This is a genomic window from Phytobacter sp., from assembly GCF_059074235.1.
The window spans coordinates 74,519-95,072 of record NZ_JCACPZ010000004.1; the positions used below are offsets into that span (position 1 = coordinate 74,519).

The window sequence follows — 20,554 nt, forward strand, 5'->3', positions numbered from 1 at the left end:
CTTAACTCGAACAACTCACTTCGAGATGCTTGCCCCAGTCCGGCGGGCGTTTAGCATAATCATCATTGCGGTCGCGGTAAGGTTCGCGCAGCGCCGCATGAAGGCGACAGAGTTCACCGGTATCCCCTTCTTCAGCACGTTCAATTGCACGTTGTGCCAACCAGTTACGCAACACCACCGCAGGGTTGACGCTCTGCATAGCCTGCTGACGTTCTGCATCAGCCCTGTTTTCCCCTTGCAAGCGCTCGCGATAACGCGCATACCAGCTATCAAACGCGCTACGGTCGATGAATTCATCACGCAGCAGTGAGTGTGCGTCATGTTGCTCTCCATGACTTAACAGGCGGAAGGTGCGCGTGTAATCGCTTCCTTCACTGACCATCAGTGAGAACAGCTCGCTTAATAGTTCGTTGTCCGCTTTCTGTTGTGTGAAGAATCCCAGCTTCTGGCGCATTAACGTGCCATATTCTGCCAACAGTACCTGCTGATACTCATCCAGAGCCGAATTCAACGCATCGACATTGATAAACGGTGAGAGCGTTTGTGCCAGGCGCTGCAGGTTCCACAATGCAATGGTCGGTTGGTTATCGAAACTGTAACGACCCTGGTAATCAGAATGGTTGCAGATGAACCCCGGCTGATAATCATCAAGGAAGCCAAAAGGACCGTAATCCATCGTCAACCCGAGGATCGACATGTTGTCCGTATTCATTACGCCATGAGCAAATCCCACGGCCTGCCAGCGCGCAATAAGTTGCGCCGTACGTTTGACAACATCCCTGAACCACTGCACGTATTTGTCCACATCATCTTTTAAATGTGACCAGTGATGGCGGATAACGAAATCAGCCAGCTGGCGGACTTTTTCCGGTTCACGGCGGTAGTAGAAATGTTCAAAATGGCCGAAACGCACATGACTTTGCGCAATACGCATCATCATCGCGCCGGGTTCAGTACGTTCCCGATAGACGGGCGAATCACTGGTGACCACCGAAAGCGCCCGTGTCGTTGGAATTCCCAGCGCGTGCATTGCTTCGCAGGCGAGACTTTCACGCAGCGTCGAGCGCAGAACAGCACGTCCATCCCCCATACGGGAATATGGTGTCAGCCCCGCCCCTTTCAGATGCCAGTCCAGGGTCGTGCCATCCGGCAATTGCTGTTCACCCAGCAGAATGCCTCGGCCATCACCCAATTGCCCAGCCCAGGCACCAAACTGATGCCCACTGTAGACCTGCGCCAGTGGCGACATACCTGGAAGTAGCGTTTCGCCCCCCCATACGCCCGCCCCGGAAGGCGGCGCAAAGAGCGACGGTGCAATCCCCATAGTTTCTGCAAGTGCCTCGTTGTGCCAAAGCACACGGGCATTTTGCAAAGGTGTCGGGGAAAGTTCGGTATAGAATCCTGGCAGCTCATCGCGCCAGCGGGTAATAAAAGACAGGGTCATGGTTCCTCCTGTCTTTATTGTAGTGTGTTTGCGGAATGTTAAAAAGGGGTTAAATCATGCATCAAACGTGCACCAGGCTGGTGATCATTGGCACAGTTACAGCAGGCCAAAGCTCCCCTTGCATAGCGCTGAACTGATAAGGCGCGACCCGCTTGAGCGTTTTTTCGTCATCAATACCTGCAATCATGACGGAGCGGCAATAAGGGGCAATTTGCGACACAATGGCCCGCATAAAAGGCTCAAATGATCGCGACGTCAGACGCTGATGAACAAAGTGTTTGTCCAGTGCGACCCGGCTGAAGAGGCCATCAAAAATGGCTTTAGAGGTAATCGTGCCCGCGCCAAAATTGGCCAGCACAATAGAATACAACTCACATAAACGCGCAAGCTGAGGGTTATCACGCCCACTATTTAAATCAGGAAAGTTTTCATTGATGGTGAGTTCAAGAAACGGAAGTCTGGCAATCGTCGCTGACAGTTCTTCATCTGTAATGAGTGCATCGACAATTTCAGGAGAAATATTTATCCAGGCAATCAGCTGATGCTGAATAAAAAAAAGCTTACACGACTCGGCAAGTGCCAGTTGTTCTTTGAATAATGTCAGTGCGTCTGCAGTATTCAGACGCGGCAAAATAAGCTCAACAGGGGCGCGAACATTGCTCGATACCCCCATAAAATTGACCACAATTTCCAGCCCTACAAGCATGCCAAAACCACTACGGGCTGGCAGGAATGAAAGCTCTGAGCAGTATGTGTCATCTAACGATACGATCATTGCGCCAGCCCCGAATGATGGGTGAGATCCGGCATTGAAAAATAAATGCGAACACTCTCAACGTAGTTGATTTTGATAAGCCAGGCTTCATCATTTTCCATTATTTTTTGGAATTCCTTTTACTACTTCTTTTCAGCTTATCCTGGATATATTGTTCCCGCCAGAGCCGCCCTCTCCCGGGAAGCCTCTTTTCGGTAACGAACAGTTAAATAAGAAATCTTGAAGAAATGATGGATTTTATGCGGAATGTATAACTAAATTTGCGTTTAGTGCATTAATAAGGCGGGTAGGAGTGCCCGCCTTGTTGGGTATCGTGCAGAACAGATCAAATCCGGCGGGCTTGCCAGAAATTTTTCCGCCAGTAGACGTTATCCAGGGAAGAGCGCATGACGCCCTGGCTGGTCGATGCATGGATAAAGGCATTGTCCGTGTCATAAATTCCGACGTGTAACCCGTTATCTCCGGACCCTGTTTTAAAAAAGACCAGATCCCCTGGTAACAGATCGTCTTTGTCGATCCGTGTACCGATGTCTGCCTGCGAACGCGTGTCGCGAGGCAGCACAAGATTAAACTTGTCACGGAAGGTCATCATTACAAAACCGGAACAATCCACACCATTGCGACTCATTCCTCCGTAGCGATACGGCGTGCCCCGCCAGGTGCGGAGTTGATCATTCAACCCGGCAATTACGGTGATGGAATCCGAAAGACGAGCATTAGGTGGCGGTGCCCTATGGCTGCTACACCCTGCAATAATTAATGTTGCAACCAGAACAAACCAGATGCGCATTCTGGAAAACCTCTTTTATCGTTATGCCTGAATAATTTAGCGCGTGAATTAACTATCGTGCAAGTGAGGTTTACCGTTATATCTCCGGGATGAGCATTCGATGACCAGCCATATCAAGACGTCGGAACGGGATACCGTAGGCGCGCGTGAGATTTTGGGGTGTCATGACGGCGTCCCGACCCCCTGATGCCAGCAGTTGCCCTTTGCTGAGAAGCCAGGTCTGGTGCGCGTGACGCAGCGTGTGATTAAGGTCGTGGCTGCTCATGATAACCGTTATGCCAGCCTGCACCAGGCTGCTAAGAAGCCGATCGAGCGCGGCCTGCTGCGCCACATCCAGACTGTTCATCGGCTCGTCCAGTAACAGAAGCTGCCCGTCAGCATTCGCGGCAGGATGGATTTGCAAAATAACGGCCGCCAGCCTCACCCGCTGCCACTCACCACCAGAGAGTTGGTTTACCCCGCGGCCTAACTTATCGTTAAGGCCCAGCGCCTGAGCGATGTCATAACTCAGCGCATCCTGAGGGGAACCGTGCTGATGCAAAGAGAGATAGTGCCAGACGGGCATCGCAAATGGCGGAGTTTGCTGCTGGGCCAGATAAGCACGATAACGAGCAAGCCTTGAGGCTCCCCATTCATCCAGTTTTTGACCGTTGAAGAGTATGTCCCCTGCACCCTGGGTTATTCCTGCCATTCGGGCAAGTAAAGTGCTCTTCCCTGCTCCGTTAGGGCCAACCAGATGCAGCATTTCGCCTTTCCTGACCGAGGCCGTGACTGGCCCCAGTCGGCCTGCATCCTCCACGTTGTGAAGTTGCAGTAGGGTCATTATTTTGCCAGTGCCAGCTTGATGGCTTCCATCAGAATAGGATCTTCTGGCGTCATGTCCGGGGAGAAGCGCTGGATGACCTGACCGTCACGTCCAATCAGGAATTTTTCGAAATTCCACAGAATATCGTCCGGATAAAGCGGTGCACGCCCTTTGCTTACCATACGCTCGTACAGACCGCTTCCTTCCGGCGCAACGGCTGTTGGTGCCGCCGCGATCAGTTTCGCGTACAGCGGGTGGCGATTATCACCGTTTACATCGCCCTTCGCGGTCATCGGGAAGGTCACGCCGTAGGTTGTGCTACAGAAGGTTTTAATCTCCTCTTCGCTGCCTGGCTCCTGCCCCATGAACTGGTTGCATGGGAAGCCCAACACGGTGAAACCGTCTTTCGCCCATGCCTTCTGAATGTTTTCCAGTTGCTCGTATTGTGGTGTCAGGCCACACTTTGATGCGACGTTAACGACCAGCACAACCTTACCCCGGTACGTTTCCAGCGAAGTATGTTCGCCATCAATCGTTGTAATCTCAGTATTCAGAATATCCTGGTGCATAGCATCCTCTCAGTTTTAAAGACAGGTCACGGGTCTTAGCGCCCGGCCCTGGACATTAATAATAGCCAGATAAAAACAGGTGCGCCCAATGTGGCGGTCACCACACCGACGGGTAATTCTGCCGCGTTGAGCGCCAGACGTGCAACGACATCCGCGAAAAGCAATGTAATCGCTCCTGCCAACGCTACAGCGGGCAACAGTACCCTGTGGTCAGTCAGCCCGCAGAGCCTTAGTATGTGGGGTATCACTAAGCCAATAAACCCAATGGAGCCCGCCAGCGCAACGCTCACGCCAACCATCCAACCTGTCGCCACCACCAACAGATTACGCCAGAGCCGCATGGGTAATCCAAGCTGGCGTGCTGAAGTCTCACCCAACGCCAGTATATTCAATGGTTGAGACTGGAAACATATCCAGATCATGACCGGCGTCAGCGCCAGCATCAGCCAGCCCTGCCGCCAGTCCACACCGCCAAAGCCGCCCATCATCCAGTACATTAACTGGCGCAGATCGAACGATGTTGAAAAATAGATGGCCCATGTCATCAGTGCACTACAAATGATACCCAGCGCGACACCAGCTAACAGCAAACGGCTGGTTGATAACTGTCGGCGAGCAAAATGTAGCAGGATGAGCGTTACCACAAGCGCTCCGGTCATAGCACTCAGGCCTAATGACCATTCAGGTAACATGCTACCACCCAGCAATACTGCCGCAATCAGCCCTACACCCGCGCCATTAGAGACACCGAGTAAACCGGGTTCAGCGAGTGGATTTTCAAATAGCGCCTGCATGATAGCGCCGGATAAGGCCAAAGCTGCGCCGACCAGGATCACAGCCAGTGTCCGTGGCAGACGGATTTGCCAGACAAACAGTTGTCCGTTGGCATTTAACCAGTTTTCAGGTGAAATCCACTGGTCACCGGCGCACAGGCTTACCATCACAGCAAGCAATAAAAAGAGAGCCAGACCCACCAGCCATCGGCCGTTGCGACGCCGTTGGCGTTCAGCATATCTCTGCATGGTTTTCGTTAATTAATCGTTAAGACGGTTGATTTTAAAGATGATAACGCAGGCTGGAAAGAAAAAAGGCCGCTAAGCGGCCTTTTTAGTTAGATCAGATTATTCTTCTTTAGGCGAAGCGTTTTCGACACGGCTTTTTAACTTCTGACCGGGTCTGAAGGTCACCACACGCCGCGCTGTAATGGGAATATCCTCGCCCGTTTTCGGGTTACGACCCGGGCGTTGATTCTTATCACGCAGATCGAAGTTACCAAAACCGGAGAGTTTTACCTGCTCACCGTTTTCCAGAGCACGACGGATCTCTTCGAAAAACAGCTCTACCAGTTCTTTGGCATCCCGCTTGCTAAGCCCAAGCTTATCAAACAGATATTCTGACATTTCAGCTTTTGTAAGCGCCATAGGTTCAATCCCTCAATGATGCCTGGAATCGCTCTTTTAATGCCTCTACACATTTGGCGACGGTAGCGGCAATCTCCTCTTCTTCGAGTGTACGGCTGGTATCCTGAAGGATCAGGCTGATGGCGAGGCTTTTATACCCCTCCGCAACGCCCTTACCGCGGTACACGTCAAATAAGTTTACGCCAACTACCTGATTTACGCCAACTTTCTTACATTCGGTCAAAATATCCGCCGCAGGGACATTTTCAGCCACTACAACAGCGATATCACGACGGTTTGCCGGGAAGCGAGAAACGTCCTGAGCCTGAGGAACCACGCGGTCTGCGACCTTGTTCCATAACAATTCAAAGACCAGGGTGCGACCATTCAGATCAAGTTTACGTTCCAGCTCCAGATGCACCACACCAATGAAACCAACATATTCATCTTTCAGATAAATCGCGGCAGATTGACCAGGATGAAGCGCTGGGTTTTCTGCTTTACGGAATTCAATGGCCGACAGTTTACCCGTCAGATCCAGAAGAGACTCAAGATCGCCCTTCAGATCGAAGAAATCAACGGTGCCTTTCGCCAGGTCCCAGTGCTCTTCATAGCGGTTGCCGCAAATGGCACCGCCCAGCATCACGTCCTGACGGATGCCCAGAGGAGCCTGGGTATCTGGTACGAAGCGCAAGCCGGTTTCAAAAATACGCACACGGCTCTGTTGACGGTTCTGGTTATAAACCACAGTACCCAACAAGCCCGTCAGCAGCGACAGACGCATGGCCGACATTTCGCTGGAGATCGGGCTTGGCAGGATTAAAGCTTCTTCACCCGGGTGGATCCACTGCTGCACTTTCGGGTCAACGAAGCTGTAGGTGATCACTTCCTGGTAGCCTTTGTCGTTAAGCAGCGTTTTCACACGCTTGAGCGACAGATCGGCTTCACGGTGTGAACCCATCACCAGACCCGCCTGGACAGGCGCATCCGGAATGTTGTTGTAGCCGTACAGACGGGCAACCTCTTCCACCAGATCTTCTTCGATCTCCATGTCGAAACGCCAGGCTGGCGCAACGGCTTGCCACTCGTCCTGGCCTTCAGTCACCTGGCAACCCAGACGTTTGAGGATATCAGTGACCAGCTCATCAGCAATATGGTGGCCAATCAGACGATCCAGTTTGCTGCGGCGCAGGCGGATGGTTGCGCGTTTTGGCAGAGTGGCTTCGTTGGTAACATCAATAACCGGACCGGCTTCACCACCACAGATGTCGATCAAGAGGCGAGTTGCGCGTTCCATTGCTTTATATTGCAGCTCTGGATCCACACCACGCTCATAGCGATGAGACGCGTCCGTGTGCAAGCCATGGCGACGCGCACGACCGGTAATGGAGAGCGGGCTGAAGAACGCACACTCAAACAGCACATTCTGGGTTTCATCATTCACGCCGGACTGCTCACCACCGAAGATACCGCCCATCGCCAGCGCTTTGCTATGGTCTGCAATCACCAACGTATCGGCTTTCAGTTTGGCTTCGGTGCCATCCAGCAGCACCAGGGTTTCACCCTCTTGTGCCATACGGACCACGATCCCGCCTTCGATACGATCTTTATCGAAAGCGTGCATCGGTTGGCCCAACTCAAGCAGGACATAGTTGGTAACATCAACGACAGCATCAATGGAGCGAATACCGCAACGGCGCAGTTTCTCTTTCATCCACAGCGGGGTCGGTGCTTTAACATTAATGCCTTTAACGACACGGCCCAGGTAACGCGGGCATGCGTCCGTTGCGTCCACGCGGATCGGCAATGTGTCAGCGATAGTTGCCGCTACCGGAGTAAATTCAGGCTCAACCAACGCAACTTTGTTCAGTGCCGCAACATCACGGGCAATACCGACGATCCCAAGGCAGTCGGCACGGTTCGGTGTAACGCTGATTTCAATGGTGTTATCGTCAAGCTTCAGGTATTCGCGGACATCAGTACCGATCGGTGCATCTGCAGGCAGTTCAATAATGCCGCTGTGATCTTCGGAAATACCCAGTTCTGAGAAAGAGCACAGCATCCCTTCTGACGGCTCACCGCGCAGTTTTGCTGCTTTGATTTTAAAATCACCCGGCAGTACTGCACCGACCGTTGCAACGGCCACTTTCAGCCCCTGACGACAGTTCGGCGCACCACAGACGATATCTAACAGACGCTCACCACCGACATTAACTTTCGTCACACGCAGTTTGTCTGCGTTGGGGTGCTGACCGCACTCAACCACTTCACCTACAACCACGCCGTTGAACGCACCCGCAACTGGCTCAACGCCATCCACTTCCAGGCCAGCCATGGTTATCTGGTCGGAGAGTGCTTCGCTGTCGACCGCCGGATTAACCCACTCGCGTAACCACAGTTCACTAAATTTCATTATTCTGTCCTGCCCTTATTTAAACTGTTTCAGGAAACGCAAATCGTTTTCGAAGAATGCGCGCAAATCGGTCACGCCGTAACGCAGCATGGTCAGACGTTCCATACCCATGCCAAACGCGAAGCCAGAGTAGACCTCCGGGTCAATACCAACATTGCGCAGCACGTTCGGGTGCACCATGCCGCAGCCCAGCACTTCGAGCCATTTGCCATTTTTGCCCATTACATCGACTTCAGCGGAAGGTTCAGTGAACGGGAAGTAGGACGGACGGAAGCGAATCTGCAAGTCTTCTTCAAAGAAGTTGCTCAGGAAATCGTGCAGTGTCCCTTTCAGGTTGGTAAAGCTGATGTTGGTGTCAACAATCAGGCCTTCCATCTGGTGGAACATCGGGGTGTGCGTCTGGTCGTAATCGTTACGATAAACTCGGCCCGGTGCGATGATGCGGATCGGTGGCTGCTTGTCTTTCATGGTACGAATCTGCACACCCGAGGTCTGGGTACGCAGTAAACGCGTGGCATCGAACCAGAATGTGTCATGATCAGCACGTGCCGGATGGTGGCCCGGAATATTCAGCGCATCGAAGTTGTGGTAGTCATCTTCAATTTCCGGCCCGGTTGCTACAGTGAAACCCAGTTCACCAAAGAAGTGTTCAATACGGTCAATCGTGCGAGTAACCGGATGCAAGCCACCGTTTTCGATGCGGCGGCCCGGCAGGGAAACGTCAATGGTCTCAGCGGCCAGACGGGCATTCAGCGCTGCGTTTTCTAAATCGTATTTACGCGCATTTAGTGCCTGTTGGACCTGTTCTTTCGCTTCGTTAATGACGGCGCCGGCTGCCGGGCGCTCTTCTGGCGGCAACTCACGTAGTGTGGTCATCTGAAGGGTCAAATGCCCTTTCTTACCCAGATATTCAACGCGTACGTTATCTAACGTGGCGACATCTGAGGCATCATTAATGGCTGCCCGTGCACTGGCAACCAGCTCTGCGAGATGTGACATAGTTTTCCTCGATATGTCCTTGTTATTGGACTTTTTACTTAAAATTCAGACACAAAAAAAGCCTCCTGTTGGAGGCTTTTGGCGTTAATTTTCCGTTTCTTCTTTCACGCACTAGCCTCCCGGATTCAGGTGCTAAAGTAAAAAAAGAAGCGGAAAATAGCAGCATTCATGCTTGCGTTACCTTGTGTGGTAAAAGAACCGAACAACCGTTATTGAAATGGGTCACCGGGTAAATGTCAACGTAATGGTGGTATTGAAACGAAAAAGAGGGAGACAAGCTCCCTCTTTTAACTGGCTTATGCCAGTGCTGCTTTCGCTTTTTCGACCAGAGCGGTGAACGCTACTTTGTCGAATACTGCGATGTCAGCCAAGATCTTACGGTCGATTTCAACAGAGGCTTTTTTCAGGCCATTGATGAATTTGCTGTAAGAAATACCGTTCTGACGTGCTGCTGCGTTGATACGCGCAATCCACAGTTGACGGAACTGACGCTTACGTTGACGACGGTCACGGTAAGCATACTGACCTGCTTTGATAACAGCCTGGAAGGCAACGCGGTATACGCGAGAACGCGCACCGTAGTAGCCTTTAGCTTGTTTCAAAATTTTCTTGTGACGTGCACGGGCAACTACACCACGTTTTACGCGAGCCATATGTGCTCTCCTGTATCTATTCTAATTAAAAAGTTAAAAAACGTTAACGACTTATGCGTACGGAAGGCACGCGATTACCAGACCCAGATCGCCTTTAGAAACAAGGCCTTTTGGACGCAGGTGACGTTTACGCTTAGTAGATTTTTTGGTCAGAATATGACGCAGGTTTGCGTGCTTACGCTTAAATCCACCACCACCGGTTTTTTTGAAGCGCTTAGCAGCACCGCGTACGGTCTTAATTTTTGGCATTTTAATAACTTCCACTTCGCATTGTTAATAAACGAAACAAAGGCGAACAAATCCTGTGAAGCAATAGCCCCACAGGAATCGCTACTTGAAGGCCTTACTGTTTCTTCTTAGGAGCGAGCACCATGATCATCTGGCGGCCTTCGATCTTCGATGGGAAGGATTCGACCACTGCCAGTTCACTCAGATCGTCACGGACGCGATTAAGCACTTCCATACCAATCTGCTGGTGAGCCATCTCACGACCGCGGAAACGCAGCGTGATCTTAGCTTTATCACCCTCTTCCAGAAAGCGTACCAGGCTGCGGAGTTTTACCTGGTAGTCGCCATCGTCGGTGCCAGGTCGGAATTTGATTTCCTTGACCTGAATAACTTTTTGCTTCTTCTTCTGTTCCTTAGAAGACTTGCTCTTTTCATAAAGGAACTTGCCGTAGTCCATGATACGACAAACTGGCGGTTCGGCGTTAGGGCTGATCTCAACTAAATCTACTCCAGCTTCTTCAGCCTTTTCGATAGCTTCTCTCAGACTCACAATACCCAGCTGCTCACCTTCCAGACCAGTTAAGCGAACTTCCTGGGCGCGAATCTCGCCATTGATACGATTCGGACGTGCCGTTTGAACTCGTTTTCCGCCTTTAATACCTTATTCCTCCAGTTGTTGAAGACTGCGGCTGCGAATCTCTTGTTGCAGCTTCTCAATCACTTCACTTACGTCCAGGCTGCCCAGGTCTTTACCGCGGCGGGTGCGAACGGCCACTTTGCCAGCTTCCACCTCTTTATCACCACAGACCAACATATAAGGGACACGACGTAAAGTGTGCTCGCGGATTTTAAAGCCAATCTTCTCGTTTCTCAAGTCCGCTTTTACACGAATGCCCGCATTTTGTAATTTACGTGTCAATTCGTTGACATATTCGGCTTGAGAATCAGTGATATTCATCACCACAACCTGCACTGGTGCCAGCCAGGTTGGGAAGAAACCGGCAAATTCTTCGGTCAGGATGCCAATGAAGCGCTCCAGAGAACCGAGAATTGCACGGTGAATCATCACCGGAACCTGACGTTCATTGCTTTCGCCTACGTATGAGGCGCTTAAGCGCTGTGGCAGGGAGAAGTCCAGCTGTACGGTACCGCACTGCCATGCGCGATCGAGGCAGTCATATAACGTAAATTCAATTTTCGGACCGTAGAACGCACCTTCACCCAGTTGATATTCAAACGGGATGTTGTTTTCTTCCAGTGCGACTGCTAAATCCGCCTCAGCACGATCCCACATTTCGTCGCTGCCGATACGCTTTTCAGGACGAGTGGACAATTTGACGACGATCTTCTCGAAGCCAAAGGTGCTATACATATCATAGACCAGTCGAATACACGCATTAACTTCATCACGTACCTGCTCTTCGGTACAGAAGATGTGTGCATCATCCTGGGTAAAGCCACGAACACGCATCAGGCCATGCAACGCGCCTGATGGCTCATTACGATGGCAACTACCGAACTCAGCCATACGCAGCGGCAGATCGCGGTAGGATTTCAGCCCTTGGTTAAAGATCTGCACGTGGCCCGGGCAGTTCATTGGCTTGATGCAATATTCACGGTTTTCAGACGATGTGGTAAACATCGCATCTTTGTAGTTGTCCCAGTGGCCGGTTTTTTCCCACAGCACACGGTCCATCATGAACGGGCCTTTCACTTCCTGATACTGATACTCTTTCAGTTTGGAGCGAACGAAGGTTTCCAGTTCACGGAAAATAGTCCAGCCATCGTTATGCCAGAACACCATTCCCGGCGCCTCTTCCTGCATGTGATACAGGTCGAGCTGCTTACCGATTTTACGGTGGTCGCGTTTCGCCGCTTCTTCCAGGCGCAGCAAATAGGCATTCAGCGCTTTTTTATCTGCCCATGCTGTACCGTAGATACGCTGCAGCATTTTATTATTGCTGTCGCCGCGCCAATAAGCACCAGCGGTTTTCATCAGTTTGAAATGATGGCAGAAACGCATATTCGGCACGTGCGGACCACGGCACATGTCGATGTATTCTTCATGATGATACAAACCCGGTTTATCATCATGGGCAATATTTTCGTCAAGAATGGAGACTTTATAGCTCTCACCGCGTTTTACGAAAGCTTCACGCGCTTCATGCCAGCTGACTTTTTTCTTGATAACGTCGTAGTTTTTCTCAGCGAGCTCGTGCATACGCTTCTCGAGCGCGTCGATGTCTTCCTGGGTCAGCGTGTGGTCGAGGTCAACGTCATAGTAGAAGCCGTTATCAATGACCGGGCCGATGGCCATTTTGGTATTAGGCCACAGCTGTTTAATGGCATGACCTAAAAGGTGCGCACATGAGTGACGGATGATTTCCAGACCGTCTTCATCTTTTGCAGTGATGAGAGATAAGGTTGCATCCTGCTCGATCACATCAGATGCATCAACCAACTCGCCGTTCACACGACCCGCAATGGTGGCTTTCGCCAGGCCCGGACCGATGTCCAGAGCAACGTCCATTGGACTCACAGCATGATCAAAATGGCGTTGACTGCCATCAGGAAGAGTAATTACTGGCATTTCATATCCTTAATTCGCAGTGGTGACCCACACGTAAGATCACATGCAAAATCATATTTCAAATTACTATCAACAGGTTAGAGAAGGTTTTCATCTTCACTCTGATAAATGTGTACATTCATGTGTACTAAATATGAAATGTACCCTTCACTTCTGTCGATAGGCTCACCCCCGATAGTACACGTCTAATCAATCCGTTAAAAGTTTAGTGTTTATGTGACAGCCGTCATTTGCCTGATACCTATACTTCTCATTTAATGTGCGGACGATTCGCTCAAGCGCAGACGCGTGAAGAATACCTTACCTACATGGCGGACGAAACCGATAGTGATATTGCCTATGACCCCGAACCAATCGGGCGTTACATGGCCGCGTATGCCACAAAGGTCTTGCTGCTGAGCGGACGTGACGAGCAATTACATTTAGATCCAGTTCACTGGGGACATGCGACCGGTTAGTGGGATATGCCCGCATTGATAAGTGTACGCGTCGAAACGGTGCCCACCAGCAGAATGTTAAAACAGTTATGGCAGCATGATCGGGCGATTGTGTTCGCTGACGGATGGTTTGAATGGAAGATGGAAACGGAAGAAATAGCGAACAATCGTACAGCACCGGCTGAAAGGTTTATCTGGCACACTTTTTCGTGTGCCGTTGATAGTGTAAAAAAATCAAGATTCACATTTAATATTTAGCATCGAGTGGTATTTTTTAAATACATCACTTCTGCTCTACACAACTATATTTAGAGCCATTTACTTTTAACATTTTTCCATTTATCCCTTGAATTTCTTTTGCACCAGGATAAGCAAACATCATGAAAAATGATATAAACAAGCAAATAACCGAGAAGACTACAACATACAGAACCAGAGAGTTATCCAACATTCCATCATAATAAATCTTTACAGGGGCTATGGCATACACAAAGTAGCCTGCCGCCGTAACCCAAGAAACAACCCGCCTCCTCCTGTAAGTTTTATCCACTAAGAAATAGAAATGCTTACCATCGTATTTTAAATATCTACTTAGAACTGCCAACCTCCTGGCAGTCAAATTTAAATCACACCTATTAGATATGTATATTAATTTATCTCTTGTGCTGTCATTGGACACCCCTATTAATTGGGTCATTATTTTCTTTCTTAACAGCTTAGTAATAAATTGTTTATCTTCGACACCCAAATGCTCGCCATACTCTTTGTAATAATTCCTAAGCTTTATTATCTTACCACTTCGCAACAACTGATAAACATATTCTAAGGTTTTCCATACAGCGGCGATCACCGGCAATGCCGTGACTATTGTCTTCCATAGCTCATCCTTTAACAACCACTCACTCATCACCCACTCCATCATAACCACATGAAACCTATGTAACATATATCATGTGAAATTTTCAATTCAACTTACGATGAGTAAATCTAAGAATCTTGTTGTTTACCGGAGTGAACGCATTTCCCTTTTCATCTGCCATTGCTGCTGGATGCCCTGACCTGCGAAAAATAAAATCCCAAACCCATCGTTAGCGTTTAAATGATCCAGCAGTCTCATTGAGACTTATCTGCTCTAGGATGCCGCGTAGTTATCGGAAAATATTATTCGGACGGAGACTTGGGCCAGTGAATGTCTGGTGCATTAGATATGTCGACAGCTTTAACCGCTTTGATATACAGCATCCACGCTTTCAACGTGACTTCGTCGTCTTCTGATAGCATCCCCAACGCCAGTTCGGTACGCCAGTCGGCGGTTACTTCGTTTGCTTCCGCCAGCTGTTGCACGCGCTGCGATTCGGCATCAGCAATGTAATCCGGCGGGAATGTCGGCTGTTCGCCCTCTGCCAGAGACTCACCAGGCAGCAGGTCTTCCTCCGAGTTTATTGCACGGAAACTGCGCCCTGAAACCGCCCAGTACTGAATATTACCTGGCATATTTGTAACCTCCGACATCGACATAGAATCCACTGCCTCCAGATGGCGTTGATATGTACTTGTAATATGTGTTTGGATAAGACTGAATTGCGAAATCAGCAACAATCTTCGAACCCGGCGCTATAGAAACAGTGTATGCGTCATTGTTGTTTCGCGGATATATAACTGCGGCTCCGCTTGATGCTGTGTTTGGGAGTGCGGCACGAAACTCAAACGCTGTAACTGGCACCCTACCTACAAGCGATATAGCAACAAAATCGGTTGCTGTACCGCCAGCCAGGACACGACCATTATCGTCCCAGGAGCTTTGATAAATACACTGCCCATTTTGTAGGGTTTGAGTGAATGCCGCATTGGAGGGTGACGTCCTGAAACTGCCAATATAACGCCTGGTAGCATCACCCGTCTTCTGATGTGCCGGGTACGCGTAGGCTACAGGGGCCGTAGTGCTCACTTCCAGCACGACCGCCGGTACGTTATTGCTATAGAGATACAGGTGATACCATGTGTTAGCAGTTAACGCAGGGAAAGCTGCGGTTAGGCCAGCAGTCACTTGTGTAACGGAACCATCAGGTAATGCAAATGCACCAACACCTACTGTAATACCGGATGCTGTGATTGATACGTCAAGGCCCCGAATGAATGATGCGAGGTTTACCGCACCAGCCGCGCCGATATTGCTGCGCGCCGCTGCCGGGTTCGCCACATCACTGAGGTTGAGAGCCTTTTTTAGCTGGTTATCCGGGTTTGCCTGCTGGGCTGCGTCACGGGCAGCTTCAGCAGTAGCCTTTGCCGTTACTGCATCCGTCTTAGCCTGCTGGGCGGCGGTGTTAGCCGCAACAGCACCGCCAGCAGCATTGGATGCGGTCTGCGCGTCAATATGCACTTGAGCGGCCTTTCCATCGACTTCGAGTCGGTCCGCCGCCACCTGCTGCGCATCGGCATTAACCTTGTCAGCCAGGGTCTGCAGCGCAACCGGATCAATGTCAGCCAGCAAGTCCGATATTTTTTTCCAGCTCGGCCCGTTGAATGTGGAACCGTCCGGCAACAGAACGGTGATATCGCCGCTGGCACTAAACACAGCCTGCCAGTTGGATTTGTCGTAGTTCTGCGCACGCAGCGCCTGGGTAACCTGCGCCACCAGCTCGGCGGTAACCTGGTTTTGCGTTGCGCGCGGCACAGCATTCCACGCCAGACTGGCCTGAGTGGGACCAGTGTATTTGTTGGTCAGTGTTAATGCCGTATCACTGCCGACCGATTTAACCGGCAACGTGTAGGTAATGCCCCCTACGGTTGCCACAACGAAATCACCCGCAACCAGATCGGTGGTAAACGCGGTGCCGGTTCCGATAACAGCGTCTGAGCCGTTGGTCAGTACTATGGTTCCTGCTGACATAATTTCTCCAGACAATAAAAAACCCGCCGGAGCGGGTTTATTTGATTAGGTTCTGCTTATTTACAGGTTGATACGGTGAAGTTGTTTTTATTCACCCAGCGCCAGTTAAACGGATAACCGGCTCGATATTCAATTTGATTCGCGACCGTTCGGACACCGTAAATTTGTACGGTCTGAGGCAGACCGCCAAGCATTGCAGTCGCCTCGCAGACAGGTTTCTGTTTTTCAAGGATAGAACCAGAACACGCAGACAATAAAACCACACCCAGCAGGACAATTAATTTATTTTTCATTCAAATACTCTCGGCGGTGTTAATTGATGAAAATTAACCCAGCAGCGGGAATATATAAAATAGATTTAATAGATCAATTAAGTGAAAACGATCGATTAAAACGATCAATTAATCGTAGGCAGCGGTATTAATCGCCGTCAAAATGCAGCGTGTATCAGTGTATCCAGCAGGGTTACCGCCGGGAGCCTGGTTTGCCGCAGCTGAAAACCTGGTCACTCCACCTGAATTATTCGCGCAGGTGTAAGTCATGACGTTCACTATGACTGGCTGCCCTGCGCCTGCATTAATCTGAAACAGAGTTGTGCCGTGAATCTGAGGGCAGACAGCATAGCTCCCAGCCAGGGTAATATCCATCCCGATCCCTGACTGATTTGCGATAGCAGGGTTTCCGATGGTAACCAGGTCTGAAAGCACTCTGGTCTCATTGGTAAGAACCAGTTCACCAGCGCTATTCCATATTGCAATCCCCCACGCTGGTGCTGTCTGCGGGAATATTCCAAACACATATACCGTCATCACGAAATTGTTATTCTGGTATGTGTATCCGCTCGCAGAGATTGAGCCATTCCCCTTTGCCGTACCAAGTGTCACACCGTTGATATTGCACTTAACAAAGACCATTGCAGGCCAGGCATTATTCCAGGGAATAGTGACCGCGGCGGCTTGACCATTACCAGAGGCGGATGAATTAACCACATACTTGCCGTAAAGAGCCATAGGAGTAGAGATTGGCGTAACAAATGGCTGGCCGCTGCCAGTTGAAAGTAAAACTCCAAAGTCTGACATTATGCGGTCTCCAAAAAGACAACCATCTCAATCGCGTTTGCAGGGTAGTTGCCACCACCCACATCAGTTGCGGGCGTAATTGTGATCGTGTTTCCGCTTGCCACAATTCTGCGAGCAATATTTACATTGTTGCCATTCGAAAGAGTGAGGGCAAATCCCACTTTCATTCCTGCCGGAACGTTGGCGAATGAATAAGTACCAGTATTTTGCCCCTCAGTCAGACTAATGGTTTGTATTACGGATACAGGCTTAATGCCATAGTTGTTGTAATTCCCGGCTGCGTCCCACGTGGCAATACCAAAGTCACTCACTATCCCTCCCCCTTAATTCCAGGTTCCGGTTATCCGTCCGATTTGTACCCGAACACGTCCGGCAGAATCCCTCACCGTTATTTGATCATTAGTCTGTTTCATCGAACCACCAGTACCGGTGCCGAAGTTAAGGAATGTTCCGTCCTTCCCAAGGTGCCATCCTGATACGTTGATGCTGTAATTATTCGACTGGATATAGTCGCCAATTTTCGCGTTTGTAATGCTGGCATCCTGGATTAATGCACTGGAAATAAATACCTGTCCGTTCGATACAAGGAATGCTGCCTGGTAATTACCCGGTTCACTCCCCGAATAGATACCGAATTTATCCGCTGCAAACACGACAGTGGATTTATATGTGTCACCATCAGGCTCGATGGACATCCCGAAACCAGTATTGTATTTCACCCCCGCACGAACGATACCCATGTTCAGGGTATAGGACGCTTTGGCTGATCCATCGCTTTTCACTTCGGCGGTCATTTTCTGGTTAACCGCCGCCACCAGCTCACCATCAGGCCCGATTTGAGCCTGAACATAATCAGCGAGCTGCGCGAAACTGCCGTCAAGATTTGCGACCGTGGTAGTGACCGTCATCACCTCGGCCTTCACTTCTCCGTACTGGGCGAATTGCCGGTCTACAGAGGCATTGTTATCCAGGGCAACCTGCAGAACACCTTCCAGATTCGAATCCACGCCGTTCTGCAGGTTTTCGAACGCCGTCGAGTCTCTGATAGCCTCGTCGATGTACTCAATCATGCCGGGGATGTCGGCGGATGCCTGGCCGGAAGCTTCAACAAACGCAGACACGCCGAACGCATTTTTCGTGCGCACGTACATGTAATAGGTCGTGTCGGCTTTTAGGCCGTGGAGGTTCCACTGGCTGGACCTACCGAGGAACTGCGTCAGATCCTCAATCTGGGCAGCATCGATGATCTGAGTTTCGCCTGCATACCAGAATTCAAACGTGGTATCGGTCGTGGAGGTAACACGCATCACCGGCACAACATCCGCTGAGAATATACCTGGCGTCCATACAATCCCTGACGGGGCCAGTGGTGCGCCGATAATCAGGTTGACCTGCGTCTCTGCCCCCTTCATACCGTTCTCGTTACGCCCACGCACGCCCAGCGTGTAATTCCCGGCATCCAGCCCATAGATGTCGTAACGGAACTGGTCAGTTTCATACTGATCAACGACAGCACCAGATTCCGAGTAGACGTAAAGTTCGAACACCAGTTTCTTCGTCGTGGTCGCGGTTTCCCACGTCGCGGTAACCTGCACCGTTTCGCTATCCACGTTAATGATGCGCAGATTTTCGATGTTCGGGACTCGATACCCGTTCAGCGTGTCACTGGGGATCTCAAATACAGCCCCCTCATCCACAATGGCCTGTTTATTGGGGTCGTGCCGGGCAGCACTGATGCTGTAAACGGAGTTGTTGTCCGCCTCCTCGATGCTGAGAATTCGGAACAGTCGCGTCGCCAGGGTTGTCGTGGAAATCGCAAACACGGTACCGTCACGCACCCAGGTTGGCGCAGTTTTTAGCGTGATAATGCGACCGGCTACACTGGCGATTTCGTGCTTAACGAACTTCCCGTTCGATCCCATCAGCGACATGTTGTCACCGGAGCCCGCCAGGGTGGACACGTCAGCATCGACGGTTATTTGCACGCCGTTGTGCGACAGAATTCGCCCGCCAAGCCGCGTGCCAGCGTAATCATTATCCATCACCTCAACGATATCGCCCGGTGTAAACGCAATGGCATCACGGGCCATCTGAAAGGCGACGCGGTTGGTCTCGCGTTTAGCCGTTTCCAGCATCCATTTACCAGCTCGGTACGCCTGTCCACGAGAAGTACAGCCGAACGCCTCAAGCGTGGTTTCGTTGTACCGAAACCGGGCGATCAGTTCATCATCAGAGACATACTCTTTGACCTGTTCCCAGCCGTTGTCAGGATCCGTCCAGGACACGACAACCGCGTTATAGCGCTCGCTCTGTTTGGCTGAACTGTATGAGAAATTACCATCGACCACGCTGGCGTTCGTGACTACCGCAATCGGGTCTTGTGGGGCATCAATGAGCACGGTCAGGCGCATGCCATCCCACAACGCTATGCCACGACACATTCCGGCTATTTTATCCAGAATGTCACGCGCGCTAACCTGCTCGGTGATGTACGCGTTCAGGGTCAAGCGAGGCTCTTTGCCGCCATAACCGTCATCAACGAGCTGATCGCAATACTGCGACAGGATATACATTGCCCCGTCGTCGACGTCGACATACCCCGCGCTACGCGCCAGCCCGAAACGCGTGTTCTTTGCCAGTTCGCGAAATATCCAGGCCGGGTTGCTCGTCCAGGCCTGTTTAAAACCTCCCGTCCAGAGCCCGGTGTATGTGCGGGTCATGGGGTTGTAATTATCCGGCACTGAGACAATCAGCCCACGGAGGTGATACGTGCGGGAAGGTGTGTCCGTGTATTGATCGCGGTCAATCACCGCGCCGCACACCGCCGAAAACGGATAATTCAGGTTATCGTCGGTGATTTCGCTGTAGCTGTTCCAGATGGTCCCGTTAGTAAGCAGATCGCTCGCGCTGTCAGGCGTAATACGGCGAACGCGAATATCGAAGGGCTTGCTATCAGGCGCGTCAATAACGTGCGCCTCGAGGTATTCGCCACTGATTTTCCCGGTAATGGTGACCGTTTTCTGAATAACCCACGGGCCGCCAGATGATCGGGTCTCAAGAACCAGAATTACGGAGGTGTTTTTCTGGTTGCCTTTCTTGTCCTGCTGAACAAGACCGGACACCCCGACGTTGAAACGAACGCGGGTAACGTCAACGTCAGTCACCGCACGCACCAACGGAGTATCAAAGGTCACATCGTTATTGATGATCGTGGTCGCTTCAATCGCTGAGAAGCCGTTAATCGGGCTTTGAAACTCAGATCCCGGACGCCAGGCCACGCTAACACCGTTGATATTCACGGTACCGTTTGAACTTGTCACCGGCGTTTTGTTTAACAGGAAAGAGGATAAATGGGACTGGTCTACCGGGCCGTAGATTGGACCTTCGCTGATGAGGTCGAGAACACGATAGAACTGTTTGGATTTGAGGTTATCGTCGAGAAGTTTGGGAGTGCTGCCGCCACCGCCGCCTGAAGACATATT

The 20,554-nt window shown here is 50.8% G+C and carries 21 protein-coding genes, 2 pseudogenes and 1 other annotated feature; of the genes and pseudogenes, 1 reads left to right on the forward strand and 22 read right to left on the reverse strand.

Annotated features, from left to right (window positions below; genetic code table 11):
* Position 1: 1 nt before the first annotated feature.
* The 14 genes from selO to thrS form a co-directional block, all read right to left on the reverse strand.
* A complete protein-coding gene (gene selO / locus AC5JPW_RS04165) occupies positions 2-1,444 on the reverse strand; it encodes a protein adenylyltransferase SelO (RefSeq protein WP_494238406.1) in 1,443 nt (480 codons plus the stop codon).
* Between the two features lie 61 nt (positions 1,445-1,505).
* Complete coding sequence (locus AC5JPW_RS04170; protein ID WP_494238407.1) at positions 1,506-2,219, reverse strand: EAL domain-containing protein; 714 nt, start codon at positions 2,217-2,219, stop codon at positions 1,506-1,508.
* A 325-nt stretch (positions 2,220-2,544) separates the two neighbouring features.
* Positions 2,545-3,009 (reverse strand): C40 family peptidase, encoded by a 465-nt coding sequence (locus AC5JPW_RS04175; RefSeq protein ID WP_494238408.1) that lies wholly within the window; start codon positions 3,007-3,009, stop codon positions 2,545-2,547.
* 76 nt (positions 3,010-3,085) lie between these two features.
* Positions 3,086-3,832, reverse strand: a complete 747-nt coding sequence (gene btuD, locus AC5JPW_RS04180; RefSeq protein ID WP_494238409.1) for a vitamin B12 ABC transporter ATP-binding protein BtuD — start codon at positions 3,830-3,832, stop codon at positions 3,086-3,088.
* On the reverse strand, positions 3,832-4,383 hold the full coding sequence (locus AC5JPW_RS04185; RefSeq protein ID WP_494238410.1) for a glutathione peroxidase: 552 nt from the start codon (positions 4,381-4,383) through the stop codon (positions 3,832-3,834). Before AC5JPW_RS04185 ends, btuD begins: the two co-directional genes overlap by 1 nt.
* A gap of 35 nt (positions 4,384-4,418) precedes the next feature.
* Positions 4,419-5,405, reverse strand: coding sequence for a vitamin B12 ABC transporter permease BtuC (btuC, locus tag AC5JPW_RS04190; RefSeq protein WP_494238411.1), 987 nt, complete (start codon positions 5,403-5,405; stop codon positions 4,419-4,421).
* Between the two features lie 99 nt (positions 5,406-5,504).
* Positions 5,505-5,804 (reverse strand): integration host factor subunit alpha, encoded by a 300-nt coding sequence (gene ihfA / locus AC5JPW_RS04195; protein ID WP_001229266.1) that lies wholly within the window; start codon positions 5,802-5,804, stop codon positions 5,505-5,507.
* 4 nt (positions 5,805-5,808) lie between these two features.
* The gene (gene pheT, locus AC5JPW_RS04200; RefSeq protein WP_494238412.1) at positions 5,809-8,196 is read right to left on the reverse strand and encodes a phenylalanine--tRNA ligase subunit beta; all 2,388 of its coding nucleotides are present in this window, start codon (positions 8,194-8,196) and stop codon (positions 5,809-5,811) included.
* 15 nt (positions 8,197-8,211) lie between these two features.
* Positions 8,212-9,195: a phenylalanine--tRNA ligase subunit alpha gene (gene pheS / locus AC5JPW_RS04205; protein WP_458043320.1), complete on the reverse strand. Its 984-nt coding sequence runs from the start codon at positions 9,193-9,195 to the stop codon at positions 8,212-8,214.
* A 51-nt stretch (positions 9,196-9,246) separates the two neighbouring features.
* Positions 9,247-9,370 (reverse strand) — a sequence feature (Phe leader region).
* Complete coding sequence (gene pheM, locus AC5JPW_RS04210; RefSeq protein WP_001386830.1) at positions 9,321-9,365, reverse strand: pheST operon leader peptide PheM; 45 nt, start codon at positions 9,363-9,365, stop codon at positions 9,321-9,323. It overlaps the preceding feature by 45 nt.
* Before the next feature lie 121 nt (positions 9,371-9,491).
* A complete protein-coding gene (gene rplT, locus AC5JPW_RS04215) occupies positions 9,492-9,848 on the reverse strand; it encodes a 50S ribosomal protein L20 (protein ID WP_032617738.1) in 357 nt (118 codons plus the stop codon).
* 51 nt (positions 9,849-9,899) lie between these two features.
* Complete coding sequence (gene rpmI / locus AC5JPW_RS04220; RefSeq protein WP_003030583.1) at positions 9,900-10,097, reverse strand: 50S ribosomal protein L35; 198 nt, start codon at positions 10,095-10,097, stop codon at positions 9,900-9,902.
* A 94-nt stretch (positions 10,098-10,191) separates the two neighbouring features.
* A complete protein-coding gene (gene infC, locus AC5JPW_RS04225; protein WP_437430553.1) occupies positions 10,192-10,734 on the reverse strand; it encodes a translation initiation factor IF-3 in 543 nt (180 codons plus the stop codon).
* A gap of 3 nt (positions 10,735-10,737) precedes the next feature.
* The gene (gene thrS / locus AC5JPW_RS04230; RefSeq protein ID WP_494238413.1) at positions 10,738-12,666 is read right to left on the reverse strand and encodes a threonine--tRNA ligase; all 1,929 of its coding nucleotides are present in this window, start codon (positions 12,664-12,666) and stop codon (positions 10,738-10,740) included.
* Positions 12,667-12,923: 257 nt separating this feature from the next.
* On the opposite strand from thrS, the pseudogene AC5JPW_RS04235 reads away from it, so the two are divergent.
* Positions 12,924-13,259, forward strand: a pseudogene (locus tag AC5JPW_RS04235) (SOS response-associated peptidase family protein); the annotation flags it as partial.
* 127 nt (positions 13,260-13,386) lie between these two features.
* Here AC5JPW_RS04235 and AC5JPW_RS04240 read toward each other — a convergent pair.
* The 8 genes and pseudogenes from AC5JPW_RS04240 to AC5JPW_RS04275 form a co-directional block, all read right to left on the reverse strand.
* The gene (locus tag AC5JPW_RS04240; protein ID WP_494238414.1) at positions 13,387-14,010 is read right to left on the reverse strand and encodes a hypothetical protein; all 624 of its coding nucleotides are present in this window, start codon (positions 14,008-14,010) and stop codon (positions 13,387-13,389) included.
* A 96-nt stretch (positions 14,011-14,106) separates the two neighbouring features.
* Positions 14,107-14,220 (reverse strand): annotated as a pseudogene (locus AC5JPW_RS04245) (DUF4113 domain-containing protein); the annotation flags it as partial.
* Positions 14,221-14,264: 44 nt separating this feature from the next.
* Positions 14,265-14,597, reverse strand: coding sequence for a tail fiber assembly protein (locus tag AC5JPW_RS04250; RefSeq protein WP_494238415.1), 333 nt, complete (start codon positions 14,595-14,597; stop codon positions 14,265-14,267).
* Positions 14,587-15,993 carry a hypothetical protein gene (locus tag AC5JPW_RS04255; protein ID WP_494238416.1) on the reverse strand — a complete coding sequence of 469 codons (1,407 nt, stop codon included), beginning with the start codon at positions 15,991-15,993 and terminating at the stop codon, positions 14,587-14,589. Before AC5JPW_RS04255 ends, AC5JPW_RS04250 begins: the two co-directional genes overlap by 11 nt.
* Before the next feature lie 56 nt (positions 15,994-16,049).
* Complete coding sequence (cor, locus tag AC5JPW_RS04260) at positions 16,050-16,286, reverse strand: phage exclusion lipoprotein Cor (protein WP_494238417.1); 237 nt, start codon at positions 16,284-16,286, stop codon at positions 16,050-16,052.
* Positions 16,287-16,394: 108 nt separating this feature from the next.
* Entirely contained in the window at positions 16,395-17,072 is a 678-nt protein-coding gene (locus AC5JPW_RS04265) for a hypothetical protein (protein ID WP_494238418.1), read from the reverse strand.
* Positions 17,072-17,383 carry a hypothetical protein gene (locus AC5JPW_RS04270; RefSeq protein WP_494238419.1) on the reverse strand — a complete coding sequence of 104 codons (312 nt, stop codon included), beginning with the start codon at positions 17,381-17,383 and terminating at the stop codon, positions 17,072-17,074. Before AC5JPW_RS04270 ends, AC5JPW_RS04265 begins: the two co-directional genes overlap by 1 nt.
* A 12-nt stretch (positions 17,384-17,395) precedes the next feature.
* Entirely contained in the window at positions 17,396-20,551 is a 3,156-nt protein-coding gene (locus tag AC5JPW_RS04275; RefSeq protein WP_494238420.1) for a TipJ family phage tail tip protein, read from the reverse strand.
* Between the last annotated feature and the right edge of the window lie 3 nt (positions 20,552-20,554).